Origin of the sequence: Comamonas testosteroni, assembly GCF_014076415.1 — a bacterium.
GTDB classification, from domain to species: domain Bacteria; phylum Pseudomonadota; class Gammaproteobacteria; order Burkholderiales; family Burkholderiaceae_C; genus Comamonas; species Comamonas testosteroni_F.
Genome location: NZ_CP043568.1, coordinates 3,133,813 through 3,150,301 on the forward strand (window position 1 = coordinate 3,133,813; position 16,489 = coordinate 3,150,301).

15 protein-coding genes are annotated in these 16,489 nt (G+C 59.6%); 3 read left to right on the top strand and 12 right to left on the bottom strand.

Annotated features, from left to right (window positions below):
• The 8 genes from F0P97_RS14270 to F0P97_RS14305 form a co-directional block, all read right to left on the bottom strand.
• A complete protein-coding gene (locus F0P97_RS14270; protein ID WP_182282920.1) occupies positions 1 to 1,044 on the bottom strand; it encodes a major capsid protein in 1,044 nt (347 codons plus the stop codon).
• 28 nt (positions 1,045 to 1,072) lie between these two features.
• Positions 1,073 to 1,459: a head decoration protein gene (locus tag F0P97_RS14275; protein WP_182282921.1), complete on the bottom strand. Its 387-nt coding sequence runs from the start codon at positions 1,457 to 1,459 to the stop codon at positions 1,073 to 1,075.
• Between the two features lie 29 nt (positions 1,460 to 1,488).
• Positions 1,489 to 2,907, bottom strand: coding sequence for a S49 family peptidase (locus tag F0P97_RS14280; RefSeq protein WP_232537934.1), 1,419 nt, complete (start codon positions 2,905 to 2,907; stop codon positions 1,489 to 1,491).
• A complete protein-coding gene (locus F0P97_RS27610) occupies positions 2,904 to 4,520 on the bottom strand; it encodes a phage portal protein (protein ID WP_232537935.1) in 1,617 nt (538 codons plus the stop codon). The genes F0P97_RS14280 and F0P97_RS27610 overlap by 4 nt, the downstream gene beginning before the upstream one ends.
• A gap of 2 nt (positions 4,521 to 4,522) precedes the next feature.
• Positions 4,523 to 4,648, bottom strand: a complete 126-nt coding sequence (locus F0P97_RS27830; protein ID WP_269780040.1) for a hypothetical protein — start codon at positions 4,646 to 4,648, stop codon at positions 4,523 to 4,525.
• Between the two features lie 238 nt (positions 4,649 to 4,886).
• Entirely contained in the window at positions 4,887 to 5,333 is a 447-nt protein-coding gene (locus F0P97_RS14295; RefSeq protein ID WP_182282922.1) for a very short patch repair endonuclease, read from the bottom strand.
• Positions 5,334 to 5,354: 21 nt separating this feature from the next.
• The gene (locus F0P97_RS14300; protein WP_182282923.1) at positions 5,355 to 6,464 is read right to left on the bottom strand and encodes a hypothetical protein; all 1,110 of its coding nucleotides are present in this window, start codon (positions 6,462 to 6,464) and stop codon (positions 5,355 to 5,357) included.
• Positions 6,424 to 7,953, bottom strand: coding sequence for a DNA cytosine methyltransferase (locus tag F0P97_RS14305; protein ID WP_182282924.1), 1,530 nt, complete (start codon positions 7,951 to 7,953; stop codon positions 6,424 to 6,426). The genes F0P97_RS14300 and F0P97_RS14305 overlap by 41 nt, the downstream gene beginning before the upstream one ends.
• A gap of 337 nt (positions 7,954 to 8,290) precedes the next feature.
• Here F0P97_RS14305 and F0P97_RS14310 point away from each other — a divergent pair, with 337 nt between their 5' ends.
• Positions 8,291 to 9,058: a hypothetical protein gene (locus F0P97_RS14310; protein ID WP_182282925.1), complete on the top strand. Its 768-nt coding sequence runs from the start codon at positions 8,291 to 8,293 to the stop codon at positions 9,056 to 9,058.
• Between the two features lie 124 nt (positions 9,059 to 9,182).
• On the opposite strand, the gene F0P97_RS14315 is transcribed toward F0P97_RS14310, so the two are convergent.
• Entirely contained in the window at positions 9,183 to 9,965 is a 783-nt protein-coding gene (locus F0P97_RS14315; RefSeq protein ID WP_182282926.1) for a Rha family transcriptional regulator, read from the bottom strand.
• Between the two features lie 895 nt (positions 9,966 to 10,860).
• Between F0P97_RS14315 and F0P97_RS14320 the strand changes: the two genes are divergently transcribed.
• Together F0P97_RS14320 and F0P97_RS14325 are read left to right on the top strand one after the other, a co-directional pair.
• Positions 10,861 to 12,030 (top strand): reverse transcriptase family protein, encoded by a 1,170-nt coding sequence (locus F0P97_RS14320; protein WP_182282927.1) that lies wholly within the window; start codon positions 10,861 to 10,863, stop codon positions 12,028 to 12,030.
• On the top strand, positions 12,017 to 12,247 hold the full coding sequence (locus F0P97_RS14325; RefSeq protein ID WP_182282928.1) for a retron Se72 family effector protein: 231 nt from the start codon (positions 12,017 to 12,019) through the stop codon (positions 12,245 to 12,247). Before F0P97_RS14320 ends, F0P97_RS14325 begins: the two co-directional genes overlap by 14 nt.
• Before the next feature lie 94 nt (positions 12,248 to 12,341).
• Here F0P97_RS14325 and F0P97_RS14330 read toward each other — a convergent pair whose 3' ends face one another.
• The 3 genes from F0P97_RS14330 to F0P97_RS14345 are packed head-to-tail and all read right to left on the bottom strand — an operon-like array spanning position 12,342 to position 16,417.
• Positions 12,342 to 12,665 carry a Mor transcription activator family protein gene (locus F0P97_RS14330; protein ID WP_232537936.1) on the bottom strand — a complete coding sequence of 108 codons (324 nt, stop codon included), beginning with the start codon at positions 12,663 to 12,665 and terminating at the stop codon, positions 12,342 to 12,344.
• 51 nt (positions 12,666 to 12,716) lie between these two features.
• The gene (locus F0P97_RS27615) at positions 12,717 to 15,872 is read right to left on the bottom strand and encodes a terminase gpA endonuclease subunit (protein ID WP_232537937.1); all 3,156 of its coding nucleotides are present in this window, start codon (positions 15,870 to 15,872) and stop codon (positions 12,717 to 12,719) included.
• Positions 15,869 to 16,417, bottom strand: coding sequence for a hypothetical protein (locus F0P97_RS14345; RefSeq protein ID WP_232537938.1), 549 nt, complete (start codon positions 16,415 to 16,417; stop codon positions 15,869 to 15,871). Before F0P97_RS14345 ends, F0P97_RS27615 begins: the two co-directional genes overlap by 4 nt.
• Positions 16,418 to 16,489 lie beyond the last annotated feature (72 nt).

Genomic DNA, 16,489 nt, shown 5'->3' on the forward strand with positions numbered 1-16,489 from the left:
TCAAGCCTTGCGCTTGGCACGCTGCAGCATGCCGGGGCGGGTGCACATGAACAGCGGATAGCTGTACACCTCGGGGCGCACATAGGCCTGGCGCGCCAGATCGGGCACCACCATGGCGTATACGTCCTGGCCGGGCGTGTTGACGAAAGGCAGAAACTCCGCCGGCGAGAAGCCAGCCTTGAAGGCATCGGGCGCGCCCACTGGAAAGAATTGGCATTCGTCGTTGTGGACGGCCACGGTGCTCTTGTCGTCCGTGCCTCGGTAGTTGATGAACAGGATGTTGCCGTAGCGGAAACTGCCAAACGCCTGCCCCACCTCGTTGCGCAGGTCAGTCGCTTCCTGCTGGTTCAGGTAGGTGCTGCGGGTTTCGGCATTACTGGTCAGGTCGTCAAAGAAGTTGTCGCCGCACAGGCCCACCGCATAGGTCTGGCCGGGCAGCCAGGCACCGTGGCTACCGCGCATCATGGCGCGGATGACCTCATTGCACTTCACGCGCACCCTGCCTTCATCGGCGGTTGCAGTCGCAAAGTCAAAGTTGAGGGTTGCGGGGCGGGCAATGCCGAACTGCTCAAACCAGTCATACAACTGGCTTCCGTCCGCATCCATCACCTTGCCCTGCACTGCGCCCAGGCGCATGTGCTCATGCGTCAGTTCAACAGCAGCACGCAGGCCGGTCTTGCCGTTCATGATCTCGGCCACCTCGTTCTGCACGGCCTGCATCTCGCTGGTGCTGCCAAAGGCGCGAATGTTCTGCACCTCGGCCGCATACAGCGTCTTGCCGCGTGCAATGCGCGTGGTGGTGAAATGACGGATGTCACGCTTTTCGCCCTTGCCTTCTTCAAGAGGAGCACCGCGCTCGCTTGTGGGGATCAGCGACAGCACGCCGCCCTTTTGCTCCACGGCAATGGTGGTGGTGCGCACGCGGTCAGGTGTGAAGATGCCCAGTTGCCCCAGCAGCTGCGGCGCATAGGGCGCTTGCTGAATGGCAGTGGAGAGCGACGTCATATTGAATGCGCCGTGGTTGAAGACGTTCAGATCAGCCATGTGTTGTGCCTTGTTCTTTCTGCGCGCCTTAGCGCGCAACAATGCCCACGGCGGCCAGTTGGGCCAGGGCAGCGGTTTTCTGGGGTTCGGTCGTGCCTGCGGGCCAGGCCAGCGCATGGGCGGCCACTTCGGCGTCGCGGGCGGTAATCACGCCGGGCTTTTCAGCGGCGGTGGTGTCCACTGCGGCAAACAGCACGGCCACGGCGGTTTGGCTGCCGTCGGGCGTGCCGCCTTCGCCGCTGCCATTGGCGGGGTCTACGGCTACGTATTTGCCGGTGGCAGTGACCTTGCCCAGCACAGCGCCGGGCAGCAGGTTCTTCCCCTGCGCGATAGTGACCACTTCGCGCGAGCGGGCGCCGTTGGCCTCGCTGACCAGATAGCAGGCCGTGCCGGGGCCGAGTTCTTGCACTTGCATGGTGTGTGCTCCTATGGGTGGGGGTTGGGTTACGGTGCGGTGCCAAAGGCCTTGCCCCAGCCGGCTGCGGCCTGGGTGGCCGCCTGTGCAGAGCCGTCGGGGCTGGCCGCCTCGACGCCCGAGACATTGGGGTTGCCCAGCGCCACCATGGCCTGCGCAAACTGGTTGGTGGCTGCGGGCGCCAAAGCGGCCACGGCAGCCGCCGGTGCGGCATCCAGCACGCCCTGGGCCTGCTCTGCCGTCAGGCCGCCAGCAATGCAGGTCTGCGCCAGGGTGGGGTTGGCTGCGGCATTGGCATGGCCCAGGATGGCGCTGACGCGGGCACGCTCGGCCTGTGCGCCTTCGGCGCGGGCTTGCTCCAGGCCTTGCGGGGCAGCCGCAGCAGCAGATGCCGCAGGCGCAGCAGCCGACGCAGCAGCGGGGGCCGCAACCGTTGCCGTGGAAGGTTCGGCAGGCGCAGCCGCCGCCGGTTGGATGGTTTGGGGGTCGCCCATAGAAGCTCCTTGAAGTTGAATTGACATTCCCGCCCCTGCGGGGTAACTACGAGCGCGGCGCGCAGACAGGTCGGCAATCACGGCATCTGCCGTGCCAATGCGGTCGGCCAGACGTGCAGCCACACCGGCCACACCCCGGTACACGGCGGCGCGCGTGTCGCGCACGGTCTGCACTTCCATGCCCCGGTGCCTGGCCACGGCCTGCACAAACATCTGGTACAGGCCCTCGATGTCTGCCTGCAGGTGCTCGCGCACCGAGGTGGGCAGGGGCTGGTAGGGGTTGCCGTCCACCTTGTGCTCGCCGGCAAAGATGTGGCTGACGTTGATGCCCTCATTGGCCAGCGCGCGGCTGTAGTCCACATGGCGCATCACCACGCCGATGGAGCCCACGTAAGAAGTCGTGGTCAGCACCACCTCGTCTGCCGCGCTGGCGGCCAGATAGGCAGCACTGGCCGCCATGCCGTCGGCCACGGCCACGATGGGCTTGCGCCCGCGCGCGGCGTAGATGCGGTCTGCCAGCTCGAAGGCGCCCGACACCTCGCCGCCCGGGCTGTCCAGCACCAGGGCAATGGCGTGCACCTCGGGCTGGGCCAGGGCGTCTTCCAGGTCGGCGGCCAGGTCGTTGTAGCCAATCAGCAGGCTGCTGTCGGCCTCCAGCCGGGTGCGGTGCACCAGGGCGCCCATGGCGCTGATGACGGCCACGCCCTCGTTCACGCGGTAGCCGCGTTCGGTGCGCTCGCCCTTGCGGGTGGTGAACATCTCTGCGGGCAAAGCCGCGCGGGGGCTGATGGCGGCTGCATCGATCTGCAAGCCCTCGGTGCCCAGCAGGCGCTGGCCCAGGCCGGCGATGATGGCGTCCAGCTTTTGCGGGTGCAGCAGCAGCGGGGTGTTGAACAGGCGGTCGGCCAGGTGCGGATAGGGTCGGCTCATCTGGCGGTTAATTTGGCGGTTCATGGCGCATCCTTTCGGGCGGGTGCGCCCTCTTCCTTGTCGCTGCCGTGGTCTGCGGTATTGGCAATCCAGGTGGTGGCACCGGGCTCGGGCAGGCCGTGCTCGCGGCGGCACTCCGCCTCCAGGCGCTGCTGGTGCAGCACCTCTTCCCAGTCCAGGCCTTGCTCGGCGCATTCCTGCTCCAGGGTGGAGACGCCAATCTCCAGCCGCAGCTTGGCGGCCTGCACTTCCTTGACAGGGTCCACCCAGCCCTTGCCGCCAAACACAAAGCGGCAGCGCGTATAGGCATAGCGGTTGGCGTAAAAGCCGGGCGCGTCGATCACGCCCGCGTTCACCGCCTCTTCCAGCCACAGCTCGTAGATAGGTCGCAGCCAGGTAGTGGTCAGCCAGCGGCGGCGGCCGTGAAAGTAGCGCCATGCCTCCAGCAGCGCGGCGCGGGCGCTGCTGTAGTTCACGCGGCTGAAGTCTTTGGCAAACAGCTCGTACGGCAGGTTCATGCCTGCGGCAATGCGCCTCTCCACCGCCAGCATGAAGGCCTCGAAGGCCACATTGGGGCGGCCCGGCGCAAACGACTGCAGCCGCGCGCCCACGGGCAGCGGAATGACCGCCCCGGCCTGCAGCCTGCCGATGCTGCGCGACTGCATGACGGACTCCTTCCACACATCGCGTGCCTGATCGCCGAACAGGGCCGAGGCGGCCTCCTGGCTCAGATCCGACTCCAGAAACGCCGCCACCAGCGAATTGGCCAGGCTGGCCTGCAGCTCGTTCTGGGCGTACTTGCCCGCCATGTGAAACTCGCGCATCACGGCGCTGACGATGGGCTTGCCCCGGCTCTGGCCTGTGCGCTCCTTGGCGTGCAGGTGCACCACGCGGCGGCGGCCCCAGGGGGTAAAGGCGGGCACGCGCTCCCAGCGGTTCAGGTCCTGCGCCTCGTCGCCGCGCAGGTACAGCGCATCGCCAGGGTGCGCAGCACGAAAGTGGTAGGCCACGGGCGCGCCCTCTCCGTCCAGCTCCACGCCACGGCGAATGCGGGCCATGCCCTCCAGGTGGGGCGGGGTCTCCAGCCGGTCGGCCTCGATCACGCTCAGCCGCGTGGCCCAGGGGCTGTCGGGCCGGGGCAGCCATTTGGGGATGGCCACGGCATCGCCGTTCACCATCTCGCCGCCCAGGGCCAGCACCGTCAGGCCCAGCAAATCCAGCGTGCGGGCCGCATCGCAATCGGTGGTGTCGGCCCAGCTGCGAAAGTGCGCCTCCACCTTGTTGCCCCACTCGCGGGCCTGCTCGGGCGTCCAGCCCAGCAGGCGGTAGTCGGGCACGGCCGACAGGCGCAGCACTGCACCCACCACGTTGTCGCGGTGGGTCTGCAGGCCGCCGGCCATCAGCCCGTCATTGCGGGCCAGGTCGCGGGCGCGGCTGGTCAGCGTGCCCAGCTCGGGCAGCAGGTCGGCATCGGCGCTGCCCGCCATGGGCTGCCAGTCGCTCAGCGCCAGGTCGGTGTGCGATGCGCCCTGGTAGGCCGACATGGCCGCGCCGCCCTTCAATGGCGCTGCGCCCAGCGACGCCGCAAACGACGTGCGGCTGCGACTTTGGCGGCTTAGTTGGTTCTTGCGGCCCATGCTTACACCAGGTAGATGGGCTTGCGCACGGCCTGGCCGCTGCGCTGGGCCAGTTCGGCGTTGATATCGTCAATGGCGCGGCGCAGCTGCGTCGTGTCGGCATTGAACTGCACGGAGCGCGCGCCCACGCCGTCGGTGCTGTGGCTGGCCTGCGTGGGGCCGGTCAGGCGCGCATCGATGGCGGCCAGATAACTGTCGTGAGCTGTTCGGTGGTGAGGTGGCTGTAGAGACCCATGCGCCGATGGTCGGCGGATGGCTGCGACAAGTCACTGCGACATATGTCTCTAAATCATGTCGCAGCTGTCTAGTGCTTATGCAGCAAGGATCTAAACAATCAATTTGATAGCAACTCAAGCCATACGAGCATCAGGCACGCAGTTCGATGCATGAATCGGTTGAACCAATTGCTGCGATCAACCGGTCCGCCAGGACCTTGTCATCTTTTGTCTGGCGGAGAAAGCACTCCCAGACCACAAGAACTCGCCATCCATCTGCCTGCAGGCCGGCCACGGCAGCCATGTCCCGCCGGGCGTTGCCCTGGAGCTTCTGCGTCCAGAACTCCGTACGGGTGGATGGCATCTTTGCCAGCTTGCAGCCCTGATGCCCATGCCAGAAGCACCCATGCACGAAGATTGCAAGCCTGAGGCGCGGCAGGACCACATCAGGGCTGCCCGGGAGATCCTTCCTGTGCAGCCTGTACCTGTACCCGGCTGCATGCAACACCTGACGCACCCGCATTTCGGGCCTGGTGCCCTTGCCACGGATGCCGGACATCATCTGGCTACGCTTTGACGGAGAGACGATGTCCACCATTCAGGTGCCCTGTGATGCGGATCAGTCCTCGGCCTCGATCACATGCACGGCAGGATCGAAGTCAAAGAAGCCAGGCTTGAAAGTCAACGAGTCGACCTGAGCACCTTCAGGACAGGCGTCAATGAATGCCTGTACCGGCTTCAGTTTCTCCCGGACATCATGGGCCACCCTCATCCGTGCACCCGCGGCCTTCACTTCGAAAAGCCGATAGATGTCATAGGGGCGCTCGCTAGAGGTGGCGTACCGGATCTCGCCAGCTGACAGATGAAGCGGGGTCTCGAACTTTCCAGAGGTGCTTTTTGCATCAGCCTCCCTGGTCAATCCAGCCTGCTCGATCCGGAAATCGAAAGGAGCAATTGCATTGGTGATCGAAACCCATTCATGTGATGTGACGCCCTGCAGGGTTCCGGACAGCCACTGGTCCATCAACTTCTCACCCAGCTCACCGGTCAACGCAGCTGCAGCAAGCGATTCTTTGAAATCATCAGGACTGATACCGCGCCCGGGACGACTCGCGTTGAGTTGACGGATTGCCTCAGGATTGCCGACTGCAGCCTCTTCCAGCAGCACCCCGTCCAGCCACTCCAGAATCGGATGTCCAGCGACTGGAGCAGCTTCATTCACGGCACTGCGCAGAAGCTCCTCTGTCAGGGGAGTCATCGAGTCAGCTGCATTCGGCAAAAGCTTCCGGAAAGCAGCGTACAGCCCCGAGTCCGGCTCACTGGCGGAAGATACAAGCACTACCTTCACGACGCTTGGCAAGCCGGTCCCGACGAACTCGATGACAGCAAAATCATCGGGCATCATGCTCGCAAAACGCCCCGTCTGGCCCTCCGGATCATGAACATACTCGCCATTGAGGCGAATGTTCTTGGCGTCAATCTTCACCCGCCTGACCAGCGTTTCCATCGGCGCAAGGCCTGGCCCCTGCAGCGTCAGTTCGACAAACGTGCCCTTCTTAGGCAGCGGCTCCAGCAAGGTACGGAGCCCCGGATAGAAAGCGGGGCTCTCCATGACCTTCACGTCCAGATTGAACGCTTTCTGTTTTGCAGTTCCCTCTTTCTCGAAGCGGGCCTTGAAAAAAGACAGGTCAGACGGTTTCAGCTTCTTCAGCGCGAGTTTTCTCGACATTTTTCTCCCTCAGCAAACCCATGATGTTATCCGCCAGGGCCTTGGCCAACAACGCGGGGACAGCGTTGCCGATCTGCTTGAAGGCAGGATTCATCGAGCCGGAGAGAACAAAACCGTCAGGGAACGACTGCAGGCGTGCGGCTTCGCGCACGGAGATCGTCCGCGCCTGGGTGCTGTCATAGTGAATGTGCGAGTAACCATCCTTGCCCAGGTGCGCCATCAGCGTGCGGGCAGGCGCATCCGCCTCCATCTTGCGCCACTTGTTCGGGAACTTGGTCGCGTCATACGGCGGTACCGTTGCTGCCCACAGGTCCTGGTACTCGCGAGACTTCTCGCCAAGCACCTTGCCCGTCTTCTTGCGCAAGGCCTCGATACGCTCTTCAAAGAGCTGGACGGCATGTGCATGCGCTTCAGGGTATTGGTCCCCGGGGTTCATGCGCTCAAAGATGGCGTAGTCCCGCGGCAGGAAACGGATCACATGATCCTTCACACCGATGCGATTTTCGAAGCCGGACCATGTCCGCATCAGCTTTGCATAGGCATTCAGCTTGCCCGCCGGGTACTCCATCACGGTGTCGAACCTGCGTGCACCCTTCTTGAGCTTGCCCTCCAGGTGCTCCGTGAGTCTGGGCAGATCCTTCAACGCATCTTCTGCAGTCACCGCAGGCAGGCATTTCTTGCGGTCCGCCACCGGGGGCTCGTGAAAGAACGAATCCTGCTCGAACAGCCCACGGCGCACTGTCTGCAGTGCAACCTGACGGGTACCTTCATACCCTTTGGGCATGTCGATCCAGTGCGTGGGAGTGGGAAAGACGATCCTGTCGGCCACGGATCTGGCCACGGCAATCAGGAACATGCGCTCCCGCATCTGCGGGGCACCGAAGTACACCGAATTGAGCAGCGTATAGCCGCAGCGATATCCCATCTCGGTCAGGATCTCGCAGGTCTCCTCGGCAACATTGTGGCCGCCGTAGTTCAGCACATCCGGAACATTTTCCATCAGCAATGCGATGGGTTTGAGCTTGTTCACATAGTGCAGATAACGCAGATAAAGGTTGCCTCTGGGGTCCTTGAGGAATGCCTCGGGATGGTCCGCGACTTCACGCAGCTTGGCACGGCCGACCCGTGCAAACGCCTGACATGGGGGGCCGCCCACAATCACGTCCACATGCCCGGTTGCATCACCCTCGCACCCGAGCATGGCCAGCAGCTCCTCGGGCTCGGTCTTCGTGATGTCCTTGGCCTGTGCATGCACCTCGAACAGTTCGTGCGGTACATCGGACATGAAATTGATGGCGTGCGAACGCGCTGCATCCGGATCGAACTCGACTGCACCAATCGAGTGGAAGCCCGCAGCATCGAAGCCCAGCGACAGCCCGCCGCAGCCGGCAAAAAGATCGAGAGTGCGTGGAGCATTTCCGGCCAGGATGCGTTCGTGCTTGCGATCGACAAGGTCCTGAGGAAGCGGCGTGAAGTGGTTGTTGGACATTCTTGTATTTCGGTGTCTGGTGCAGCCAGGTATTTTTTGGCCTTTCGGGCACGAAGGGTAGCAAACAGATCATGCTCCACTTGCCGAGGGGGTCAATGTTCGACCATGAAAGCTCTTCAACCAGAAGGCAGCCAAGCCTCTGCTGCTACAAAAATCTGATTCTACAGCTAATGCTGTATAAAGATACAGCATCAGATGATGTACCAGACGCGGACATCAATCAGCGCCTGGCAGATGCAACAAGCAGAGCTTTCCAGGCACACGGCCGGGCGATGCGGACACAGTCAATTTGATAGCAAAACCAGAATCGTACAAACAACAGTCAGGAGGAAATCGTTTGGACAAGTATTACGAACTGGCCAGCAAGTACTTTGAAACCTTCGAAGGCAGACACCTGTACCCCAGGCTGCTGAGCTGGCAATGGATTCTCTGGGCCATTTTTGGCATCTGCTTTGTCGGAGCCATCTGCATGTCTCTCTGGCTGCGCACACGGCCATGGATTGCGTCCATCTATGTTGCTGAAGTTCTTTTTTTAAGCATGGGCTTCGCCATGGTCCATCACCGCAAGAAACGACTTGACGAGCGCTTTGGCCTGACTGACGAGAACAGATCGACTCGCTTTAGAGCAATGCAGAAGATGCACCTGCAGTTTTTGACCAACAAACAGGCCACAGAATTTGCAGGCATCGTCAAGGAAATCGCAGACCTGCGCAGCAATCTGGACCGTTTTTCCCCTCCAAAAATCAACTACTTCAGGCTGATTTACGACCTGGATGCCAAGGCTCGCCTGATCTCCATCACGCTCGCGTCGCTCGCGCTGTTTGTGGCATTGGCCAGTCGAACAACCGATGCCGAGTTGCTCAACCTCCTGGAATTGATAGCCCACCCCGCCTTTGGCGTATACCTTCAAAATCTGCTCTGGATTTCCGTAGCCATCTTTGCTGTTGGCGTCGGCATGTACTACAGCTACCTTGAGTCGAAAGCTTTCCTCCTTAGCTGGATGGCAAGGCTTGGCAGAAACAAAAAAGCCAATGAACTGGCTCTCGAATACTTTGTGACTGCACTCATTGAACAGCACGACCCAACTCCTCTGGACAAGAAGTAGCCGCAACCCAGCCAGAAGGCCCTGCCAGCCAACACCAGCAGGGGCTTTTTCATTGCGCCAAGAGATTCAAGCCAGATCGACCTCTAGCGCTTATCCATCAAGCGCTAGCAGCTATCAAAACTGACTATTTGAAGGTCATCATCAGCGTGCCAGGCGGCATGCTGGGTGCGGGTTGCACTGCGGTAAGGCCGGGCTTGGCAGCCTGCTTTTCGCGGTGCTGGGCGCGTTGGGTGAGGCGCTGGGTGCAGGCTGTGGCCAGGGTGGCGAGCTGGGCATCGGTGGCAGAAAGGATCTCGCCACTGGCGATGCGCTCGGGCAGCGCGTTGAAGGAGACGATCATCTGGTCGTCGCCAATGGGCTGGGCATGGGGCACGCTGGGCTGGCCTTCGCGGTCGTAGCCCAGGTTGAGCAGATAGCGGGCATGGCGCCAGTCGGTGTTGTCTGCGGCCATGACGGCGTCGAACACGGCCTGTGTGACCTGGGCTGCTGCCTGGGTGGCCAGACGCTGGGCAAGCTGAATGCGCTGCGGGTCTTGCGCGGGCTTTTGCAGCTCGGCTTCCATGCGGTTAAAGGCGGCGATATAGGCCAGCTTCCAGCGCAGCGCCTCTTTGCCGGTAAAGCCCATAGCCAGCAGCATGAAGCCTTCGCGGGTCATGCGGTAGGCACCTTCTTCACGTGATGCGCCGCTGCCGATTTCAACGACATGAACCATGCGCGCAAAATTGCGCGCATGGTCCTCGGGCATCTCTGCAGTCAAGCTGCGGATAGCGCGCATCACATCGCGATGGCGTTTGCCAAAGAACTGAGCGACTTGAAGACTTGTGGTGGTGACGGTGCCGTCGTGAATGGAAAGCTCGGGGCGAGCAGATACGACGGATGCAGAAGAACCGGTAGAGATGTCAGCCATGGTCAGGCTCCTGTTGATGGACTTTGAGCCATCACCTCCCCTGCCAAGAGAAGGTGGTGGACCGTGCAGGGTTGGCAGACCGGCAACAGGCACCGGCACACCCTCGCGGGTGTCCCCACACGGCCCACCGTAAAGCGGAGCCATGTGCACGCAGACATGCTCTAGAAAGCAAAAAGCCGCTGACCATCTTTGTATGGCGCGGCCGCTGCGCCTGTTGTTTCCGGGCTGCCAAGCCCAGATCACGCTTACGGGCGTGATGGCGCTTTATATCATAAAAATCACAAAAAAATAAATAAGCGAGTACTTAAGAGCGATAAGTATTGATAGACAAAAAACTGTTTGTTACAGTGACTCCGCACTAGGCGAAATCGTCTAGGCTGCATTACCGAAAGTTTAGAACAGAAAAGAGAAGCTAAAGTTTTCCTTTCAAGGAAATCGTTCTGCAAAAAGAACCTTACCGGCACCTCGCGAGGCTCGCCGCCGGACGCAAACCAGTCGTGGGGCGCGAATGGCGCAAGCTCTGAGAGTCGGTTGTTGTGCTAAAAGGAAGTACCTGAGTCAGTTGCTAGTTGTTATTCTCTTGGAGCCGATTGAGTGTTGTGCGGCGCATTAATTTTGATGCGCCATAACTCATGAGGTACCAAAATGGGAAATACCCAAACGCAAAACTGTTCAAAAATCGAAATCATTAATAGCAATATTAATGTGAACGTAACGGTAAAAGTGATTTACGTGCGAGAGCAGGTAAATCATAAAAGCAGCGCTCGCAGCTGGCTCGGCTGGAAGAAAGTTGGCGAAATCCTTCTTCCTTTCATGCTTAAATCCTTAACAGAGGTAGACTGGTCTAACATCCTGTCATACTTTTAAATAAGGTAGGTACTTTACCTTTCTTGATATGCGCCCAATTTTCAATAAGAAATCTATTGGCTCAATTGAAGCTCTATCTGATGCACTTCAGGTAAATAAGCACATCCTTCAGAATACTGCAGACAATATATTCCAGCACTACCATCCTTACGAGATTAAGAAGAAGGATGGCGGAACTCGGTTGATTCATATACCCACGCTGCATTTAAAAATAATTCAAAAAAGAATTAATAAAAATATTTTTGACAATGTCACCTATCCCGACTATCTGCACGGAGGTATTGAGGATAAAGATTATGTCAAAAATGCACTTTCTCATGCAAATGCAGAGGCAATCATTTGCCTAGACATCAAGAATTTCTACCCTTCAATTACTCAAACTAGAGTAAGCAAGATATTTCAGTATTTTTTCAAGTTTCCCGAAGACGTATCAAACTTGCTTGCAAAGCTATGCTGCCATGAAGAACGGGTACCACAGGGCGCTTGCACTAGCTCACATTTAGCGAATTTGGCTTTTTTTGATTCCGAATACCATTTTGCATCGTTCTGTAAAAGCAAAAAATACACCTACACCAGATTGCTAGATGATATTACGATCTCAAAATCGAGTGCTTTCTCGGATACTGAGATAAGTAAAGCGATTGCCAGTGTCAAATCCATAATCTCCCCACACGGGATAAAGCTAAATAACAAGAAGCAAAAAATTGTCTCAAGGTCCAACCCTAAAGACTTAATGGAAGTCACTGGCCTGTGGCTAAATCGAGGTCGCCCTAGAGCGCATCGTAGCTATCGTAAAGTCGTGCGACTCGAAATGCACATTTGCGAAAAGATGGCGAAAACCGATAGATTTAGCGAAGAATATCACAAACTTCATAATAGAGTATCAGGAAAAGTTTCAAAGCTTTCCTATCTTGGCCATCACGAAGCGACAAATTACCGAGATACATTACAGAAGATTTTGCCTTTGTACGATATACATAAGGCAACCAATCTACATAAAAATGCTCTAATTCTAAGCAAAGTAAACGCAAATATCAGAAAGAAATTTGCATACTTTAAACGATATTCAAAAATCAACTACGAGCTAAATATCCTAGCAAGAAACAACAAACCTCTTAGCAAGACAATTCGAAATATTCTAAGCAACTGCAAACCCAGCGGTTTACGCGACGATCTTCTTTACAATGAACCAATCTGAAAAAGAAAATTCCTTCACAATCGGAACGATTAAGTGCTATTTTCCATTAAAAGGATTTGGCTTCATAACCAGAGAAAAAGGAAAGGATGTCTTTTTTTTCTTCCAGAACGTCGCAGATGAAAGCCATATTATCGAGGGGGCAAAGGTTCAATTTAAATTGAATAAAAATGAAACCGGGAAAGGCCCCTTTGCTACCGAAATTGAAAGAATCGGTTAATTTTTCAAGGCTGAACATCAGACATAAAAACATTTAATAAAAAGATATGTAACTTCTAAGCTAGAAAGCATTACTAAAAAATGTGCAGACAGGTTTAGTTTTGCATGAGAATCCGCTGCACCTGTCTCACGCTTAGACCAAACCGCCCCGCAAGCTCCCGCGCATTGCACCCGTCAAAGCTGGCGCGGATCTCCTGAGCCACCCGCTCGCGCTCCCTCACCCGCTCATTGCGCACATAAACATTGAGCCCACCCAGCCGCTGCACATAACGGCGCACCAGCTCTTCCGTCAGATCCTCCACCCGCTCCACGCCATGGCATAGCGCGGCGGCGGCCAGTTCTTCGCGCAGCACGGCAATGGGGTCCAGCTTGTTGTGGCTGGATACCGAAGGGGTGGCGGTTGCGTTCTTATCGTTCATTGTTTTGATAGCTGGGTGCGCTTGCTGTGCCTGCGTTTGCATTGGTTTTTATCAATAGAGGCTGATGGGGCTGAAAAGCTCTTCGTCCGCCAGCTGGCGCGACGGGCTGGGCCGCGCTGGCGCGCGTGGCGGTGCGGCTTCATCGCCCTGCGGCTGTGGCTTGTTGGCCTGCGCCGGGGCGGTGTTGAAGAGGTCTTGCGGGGGCTGCACGGTTTGCTCCAGCTGCAGCCAGCGGGCCTCGGGCCATTTGTGGATGCCAAGGCACATGGCGGCGTGCAGGGCGTAGTTGCGGCAGTTGCCCGCAATAAAGGTCTTGCCTCCACGGCGCAGGATCAAAGTGCCGTTGGGAACCGTGGCGCAGTACACACGCCCTTCGTATTGCACGATCTGCCCTATGTAGCCGCGCTTGCCGTTGCCGCCGCCATCCAGATAGGCGCGTGAGGCTAGGCGCTCATAGACGTGGTACTGGAGCTTTGGAATCGCTGGCGACTCATGCCCTCTGATGATGGGGCGGTGCTTGGGCTGCACCAAGCGCATCGATGCTGCGTTTCCAATTTTGATAAACAACTCCTGCATGTCATCCGCCAGCAAGCGAGACGTTGTGGCATAGGCGCGGCTTGGTCGATGGTGGTTCTCACGCTGCTGGACCCAGCCATCACCAGCAATGGCCGCAGTGAGGAATGCCTCTATAACGCTAGGCTTGGCATCCTTGATCCACTGAGGCACCCGGCGCTCATGCTGCAAGCGCCCCAGCGGTGCAACCAGGTCGTAGGCTTGCATGCAGGTGAGGATGTACCTGTCCGGGGAGATATGGAAGTTCCATGGCAGACGGGACAGCAGTGCTTCGATCTCGCGGCGGCGCTCTGGCTTGACTTGGTGAAGCGTGACACGCCTGCGCACATTGCCCTGTGTTTTGCTACGCACTTCCTGCACAGAGCCTTCGGACACCCACCACCCGAAGAAGGCCGCCATGTCGTGGGCATCGACAACCACCTCTGGCAAGAGAATGCGGTTTTGCGAGGACACGGACTGGGGGATGACATAGGTGTCCGACTGATCCCCTGTCCAGGTCGAAGCAATCTTGAGTGCATGGTGCACGGTCAGGTCTTTGGCCAGCGTGATTTGCGGCGGCACATCAAAGTCCCATTTACGCACACCGGGAGCAATGGTTTTTTGCTGCTTTTTCAGGGTCACCATGCGATGGCCGGGCGTGACCAGGACATCAATGGACTTGCCTTTGAGTTGCACCATGTCACCGCTGTAGGGCTTGTCGATCAGTAGCGATGGCTTTTGGTACTCAATCAGATCGGTAGAGAGGTCTACCGTCGCGAACAGGTCTTCGTACCCTACATCTGTCCAACGCCGCCAGCCGCCGTGCGTGAGAACTTCGGTTTCAGCGTCAAAGCAGTCCAACACCTCGTTCCGAGGCCTGCGCTTGACCCAGCGGTACACATCCTTGCCGTTGACCTTGACGAGCACGCGCTGCTCTGCGGTGAGCTGCTCGTACCATTCTCGCGGCAGCTTCTGGCTGGTGTGCACGTAGCCGGGGCCGGGTTTGTCGATGGCGAGCTGGCCCAGCAGCAGGTCTTTGGCGCTGTCCACGCCCACCAGCCAGAGCTTGATACCGTGCGATATCTTGCGGCCGCGGTAGTTGACTTCTTGCAGGCTGCTGGGGCCGACGATGTTGCGGTTGTCGTTGTTGTCGCCCTTGATGGCGCGCAGGCCGGCAAGCTGCCCTTGCGCGCTGCGCACCCAGTTGTAGACGGCCTGGGTCTGGTCGGACGAGTCGATGCTGATGGCACTGAGGCCCAGGCTGCCGCCGTGCCAGGCCTGCACATAGCGCTGCTGCAGGTATTGGGTGACGGGCTCCCAGTCGGCCTCGCTAGCGGGGTTGCCCTGTATGACCTGGTGGGCGATGGCCCAGCTTTCCAGACCACGGCCCCAGGCCCAGATGGCGATCTCCCACCGGTCGCGCTGCACGTCGACCCCGGCGGTGAGCAGCAGCGCGCCGGCGGGCACGCGGCCCAGGGGGTAGTCTTCGGCCCGGGCTTGCAGGGCGTGTTCGTCGCTGCTGTCGCCCTTGAGCTCCCAGGTCTCGCCCAGGGTTTCGTTGGTGAAGCCGGTCATGGGCGCCACGTCGCCTGCCTGCAGGGCGCGGTGGGCTTTTTCAAATTCATCGACGATGCTGACCCAGGTGCGCTGGGGACTGTAGGCGGCCCAGACATGCACGCCCAGGGTGCGCGGCGGGCGGCAGGGCTGGCCCGCAGCGTCGCGCCAGATGCGGTCTGCGCCGTAGCGGCGGCCGGTCTTTTTGCAGACCCAGGTGCCGGTGAGCGGCCAGCCGCCGGGCAGGTAGTCGGCCTGGGTGATGCTCTCCAGGCAATGCGGGCAGACGTGATGCACGCTGGCGGGCTGGCCTTTGACCCATTTGAAGCCGTAGGGCAGCTCTTTGCTGCCCCAGACGAGCGGGTGCTCCGCGCCGCAGCGCGGGCATTCGATGTGGTACTGGACGTAGGCGTCGGATTCTTCGCAGGCGCGCTCCACATGGCACATGCCTTTGACGCGGGGTGTGCTGCCGCCGACGAACTTGGGGTATGGCGCGCCCTCCAGCCGGCCTTTGGCCAGGCTGCCGGGGTCGCCGGATTTCTCGATGCTCTGGTCGAAGGCGCTCCATTCGTCGAGGATGGATACGGCCACGGTGATGCGGCGATAGGCCCGCGCGGCCTTGCCGCCCAGCAGGTGCAGCACGCTGTCGCGGAAGGGCTTGTATTTGATGGTGTCCTCCACCCCCTTACCCTGGCGGCGCGCGGCCTGCACGGCGGCCACGCCGTCGAGCACGGGCTCGATCTCGCTCTTGACGTAGCTGTCGCGGTCGTCGTCGGTGGGCTGCCACAGCGCCTGCTTGCGGCGGCGGTGGGCGATGTTGTAGGCGACGAAGGCGGTGATCATCTTGGTATACCCGATACGTTTACTCTTGCGAACCGCCAGCTCCTCGATGCGGTCGTCGCTCATGAAGTCGAGAATTCCGAGCTGAAACGGCCAGCCGACCCAGCCGCCCTTCTGGTGGCTGGATTCGCCGGCCAGCAGAAAGTGCTCTGCCGCCCATTCGCTGAGGGTTTGCGGCGCATCGGCCCGCAGGCTGGACAGGCCCAGCGCGGCTGCGGCCTGAATGGCAGCCATGGCCTCGGGGCTGAGAGGTGCGCTCATGCGGCGTCGCCCTCCTCTTCGCTGCCAGCTCTGATATCAAATGCTGCAGTCTCGTCTGCGTCGAGCTGCGCCATGGCTTCGACCTCTTTGTTGACCAGCTGGGAGGTGGAGCGGATCCATTCGTTGCGCGCGTCGGCCATGATGCGCAGCACGATCAGCAGCACCTCTTGGGGCAGGTCGGGGCAGGCCTTGCGCACCTGGCCTTCGAACTGGTCCATCCGATCGACGATGGCCGAGCTGGCCAGCCCGAGCACGTCGGCCAGGATGCCAATGGGCGCGTACTCGCCACGGGCCACTTGGTTCTTCAACTCCTGCGCCTCGCGCTGGGCCCTGGCCAGGCCGGCTCGTTCTTGGACCAGGTCGAGGCCCAGGGTCTCGCCGATCCGGCCCGCGGCCTGGTCGCGCAGGTGCTCGCAGTAGCCCACCAGCCAGGCGTGGACGTTTTCACCACGAGTCAGCACGCCTTCGCTCACGCGCTTGCTGATGCTGGCTTCGCTGACACCCACCATCTGCGCAAACTCTGCTTGCGAAACGATAGCATCCAAATAAGGCAGAACCTTCACTTAACCCCCTTAGGAAACTCACGCAACAGTCCGACAACGCGGCTCGAATTACCC

Excerpts from the sequence above, each read along its gene's own strand:
- F0P97_RS14300 (WP_182282923.1), bottom strand. The coding sequence starts at position 6,464 with ATGTCGAGAAAACTCGCGCTGAAGAAGCTGAAACCGTCTGACCTGTCT.
- F0P97_RS14280 (WP_232537934.1), bottom strand. The coding sequence starts at position 2,907 with ATGAACCGCCAAATTAACCGCCAGATGAGCCGACCCTATCCGCACCTG.
- F0P97_RS14330 (WP_232537936.1), bottom strand. The coding sequence starts at position 12,665 with ATGAACGATAAGAACGCAACCGCCACCCCTTCGGTATCCAGCCACAAC.
- F0P97_RS14275 (WP_182282921.1), bottom strand. The coding sequence starts at position 1,459 with ATGCAAGTGCAAGAACTCGGCCCCGGCACGGCCTGCTATCTGGTCAGC.
- F0P97_RS14270 (WP_182282920.1), bottom strand. The coding sequence starts at position 1,044 with ATGGCTGATCTGAACGTCTTCAACCACGGCGCATTCAATATGACGTCG.
- F0P97_RS27615 (WP_232537937.1), bottom strand. The coding sequence starts at position 15,872 with ATGAGCGCACCTCTCAGCCCCGAGGCCATGGCTGCCATTCAGGCCGCA.
- F0P97_RS14320 (WP_182282927.1), top strand. The coding sequence starts at position 10,861 with ATGCGCCCAATTTTCAATAAGAAATCTATTGGCTCAATTGAAGCTCTA.
- F0P97_RS14295 (WP_182282922.1), bottom strand. The coding sequence starts at position 5,333 with ATGGTGGACATCGTCTCTCCGTCAAAGCGTAGCCAGATGATGTCCGGC.
- F0P97_RS14305 (WP_182282924.1), bottom strand. The coding sequence starts at position 7,953 with ATGTCCAACAACCACTTCACGCCGCTTCCTCAGGACCTTGTCGATCGC.
- F0P97_RS27610 (WP_232537935.1), bottom strand. The coding sequence starts at position 4,520 with ATGGGCCGCAAGAACCAACTAAGCCGCCAAAGTCGCAGCCGCACGTCG.
- F0P97_RS14315 (WP_182282926.1), bottom strand. The coding sequence starts at position 9,965 with ATGGCTGACATCTCTACCGGTTCTTCTGCATCCGTCGTATCTGCTCGC.
- F0P97_RS14325 (WP_182282928.1), top strand. The coding sequence starts at position 12,017 with ATGAACCAATCTGAAAAAGAAAATTCCTTCACAATCGGAACGATTAAG.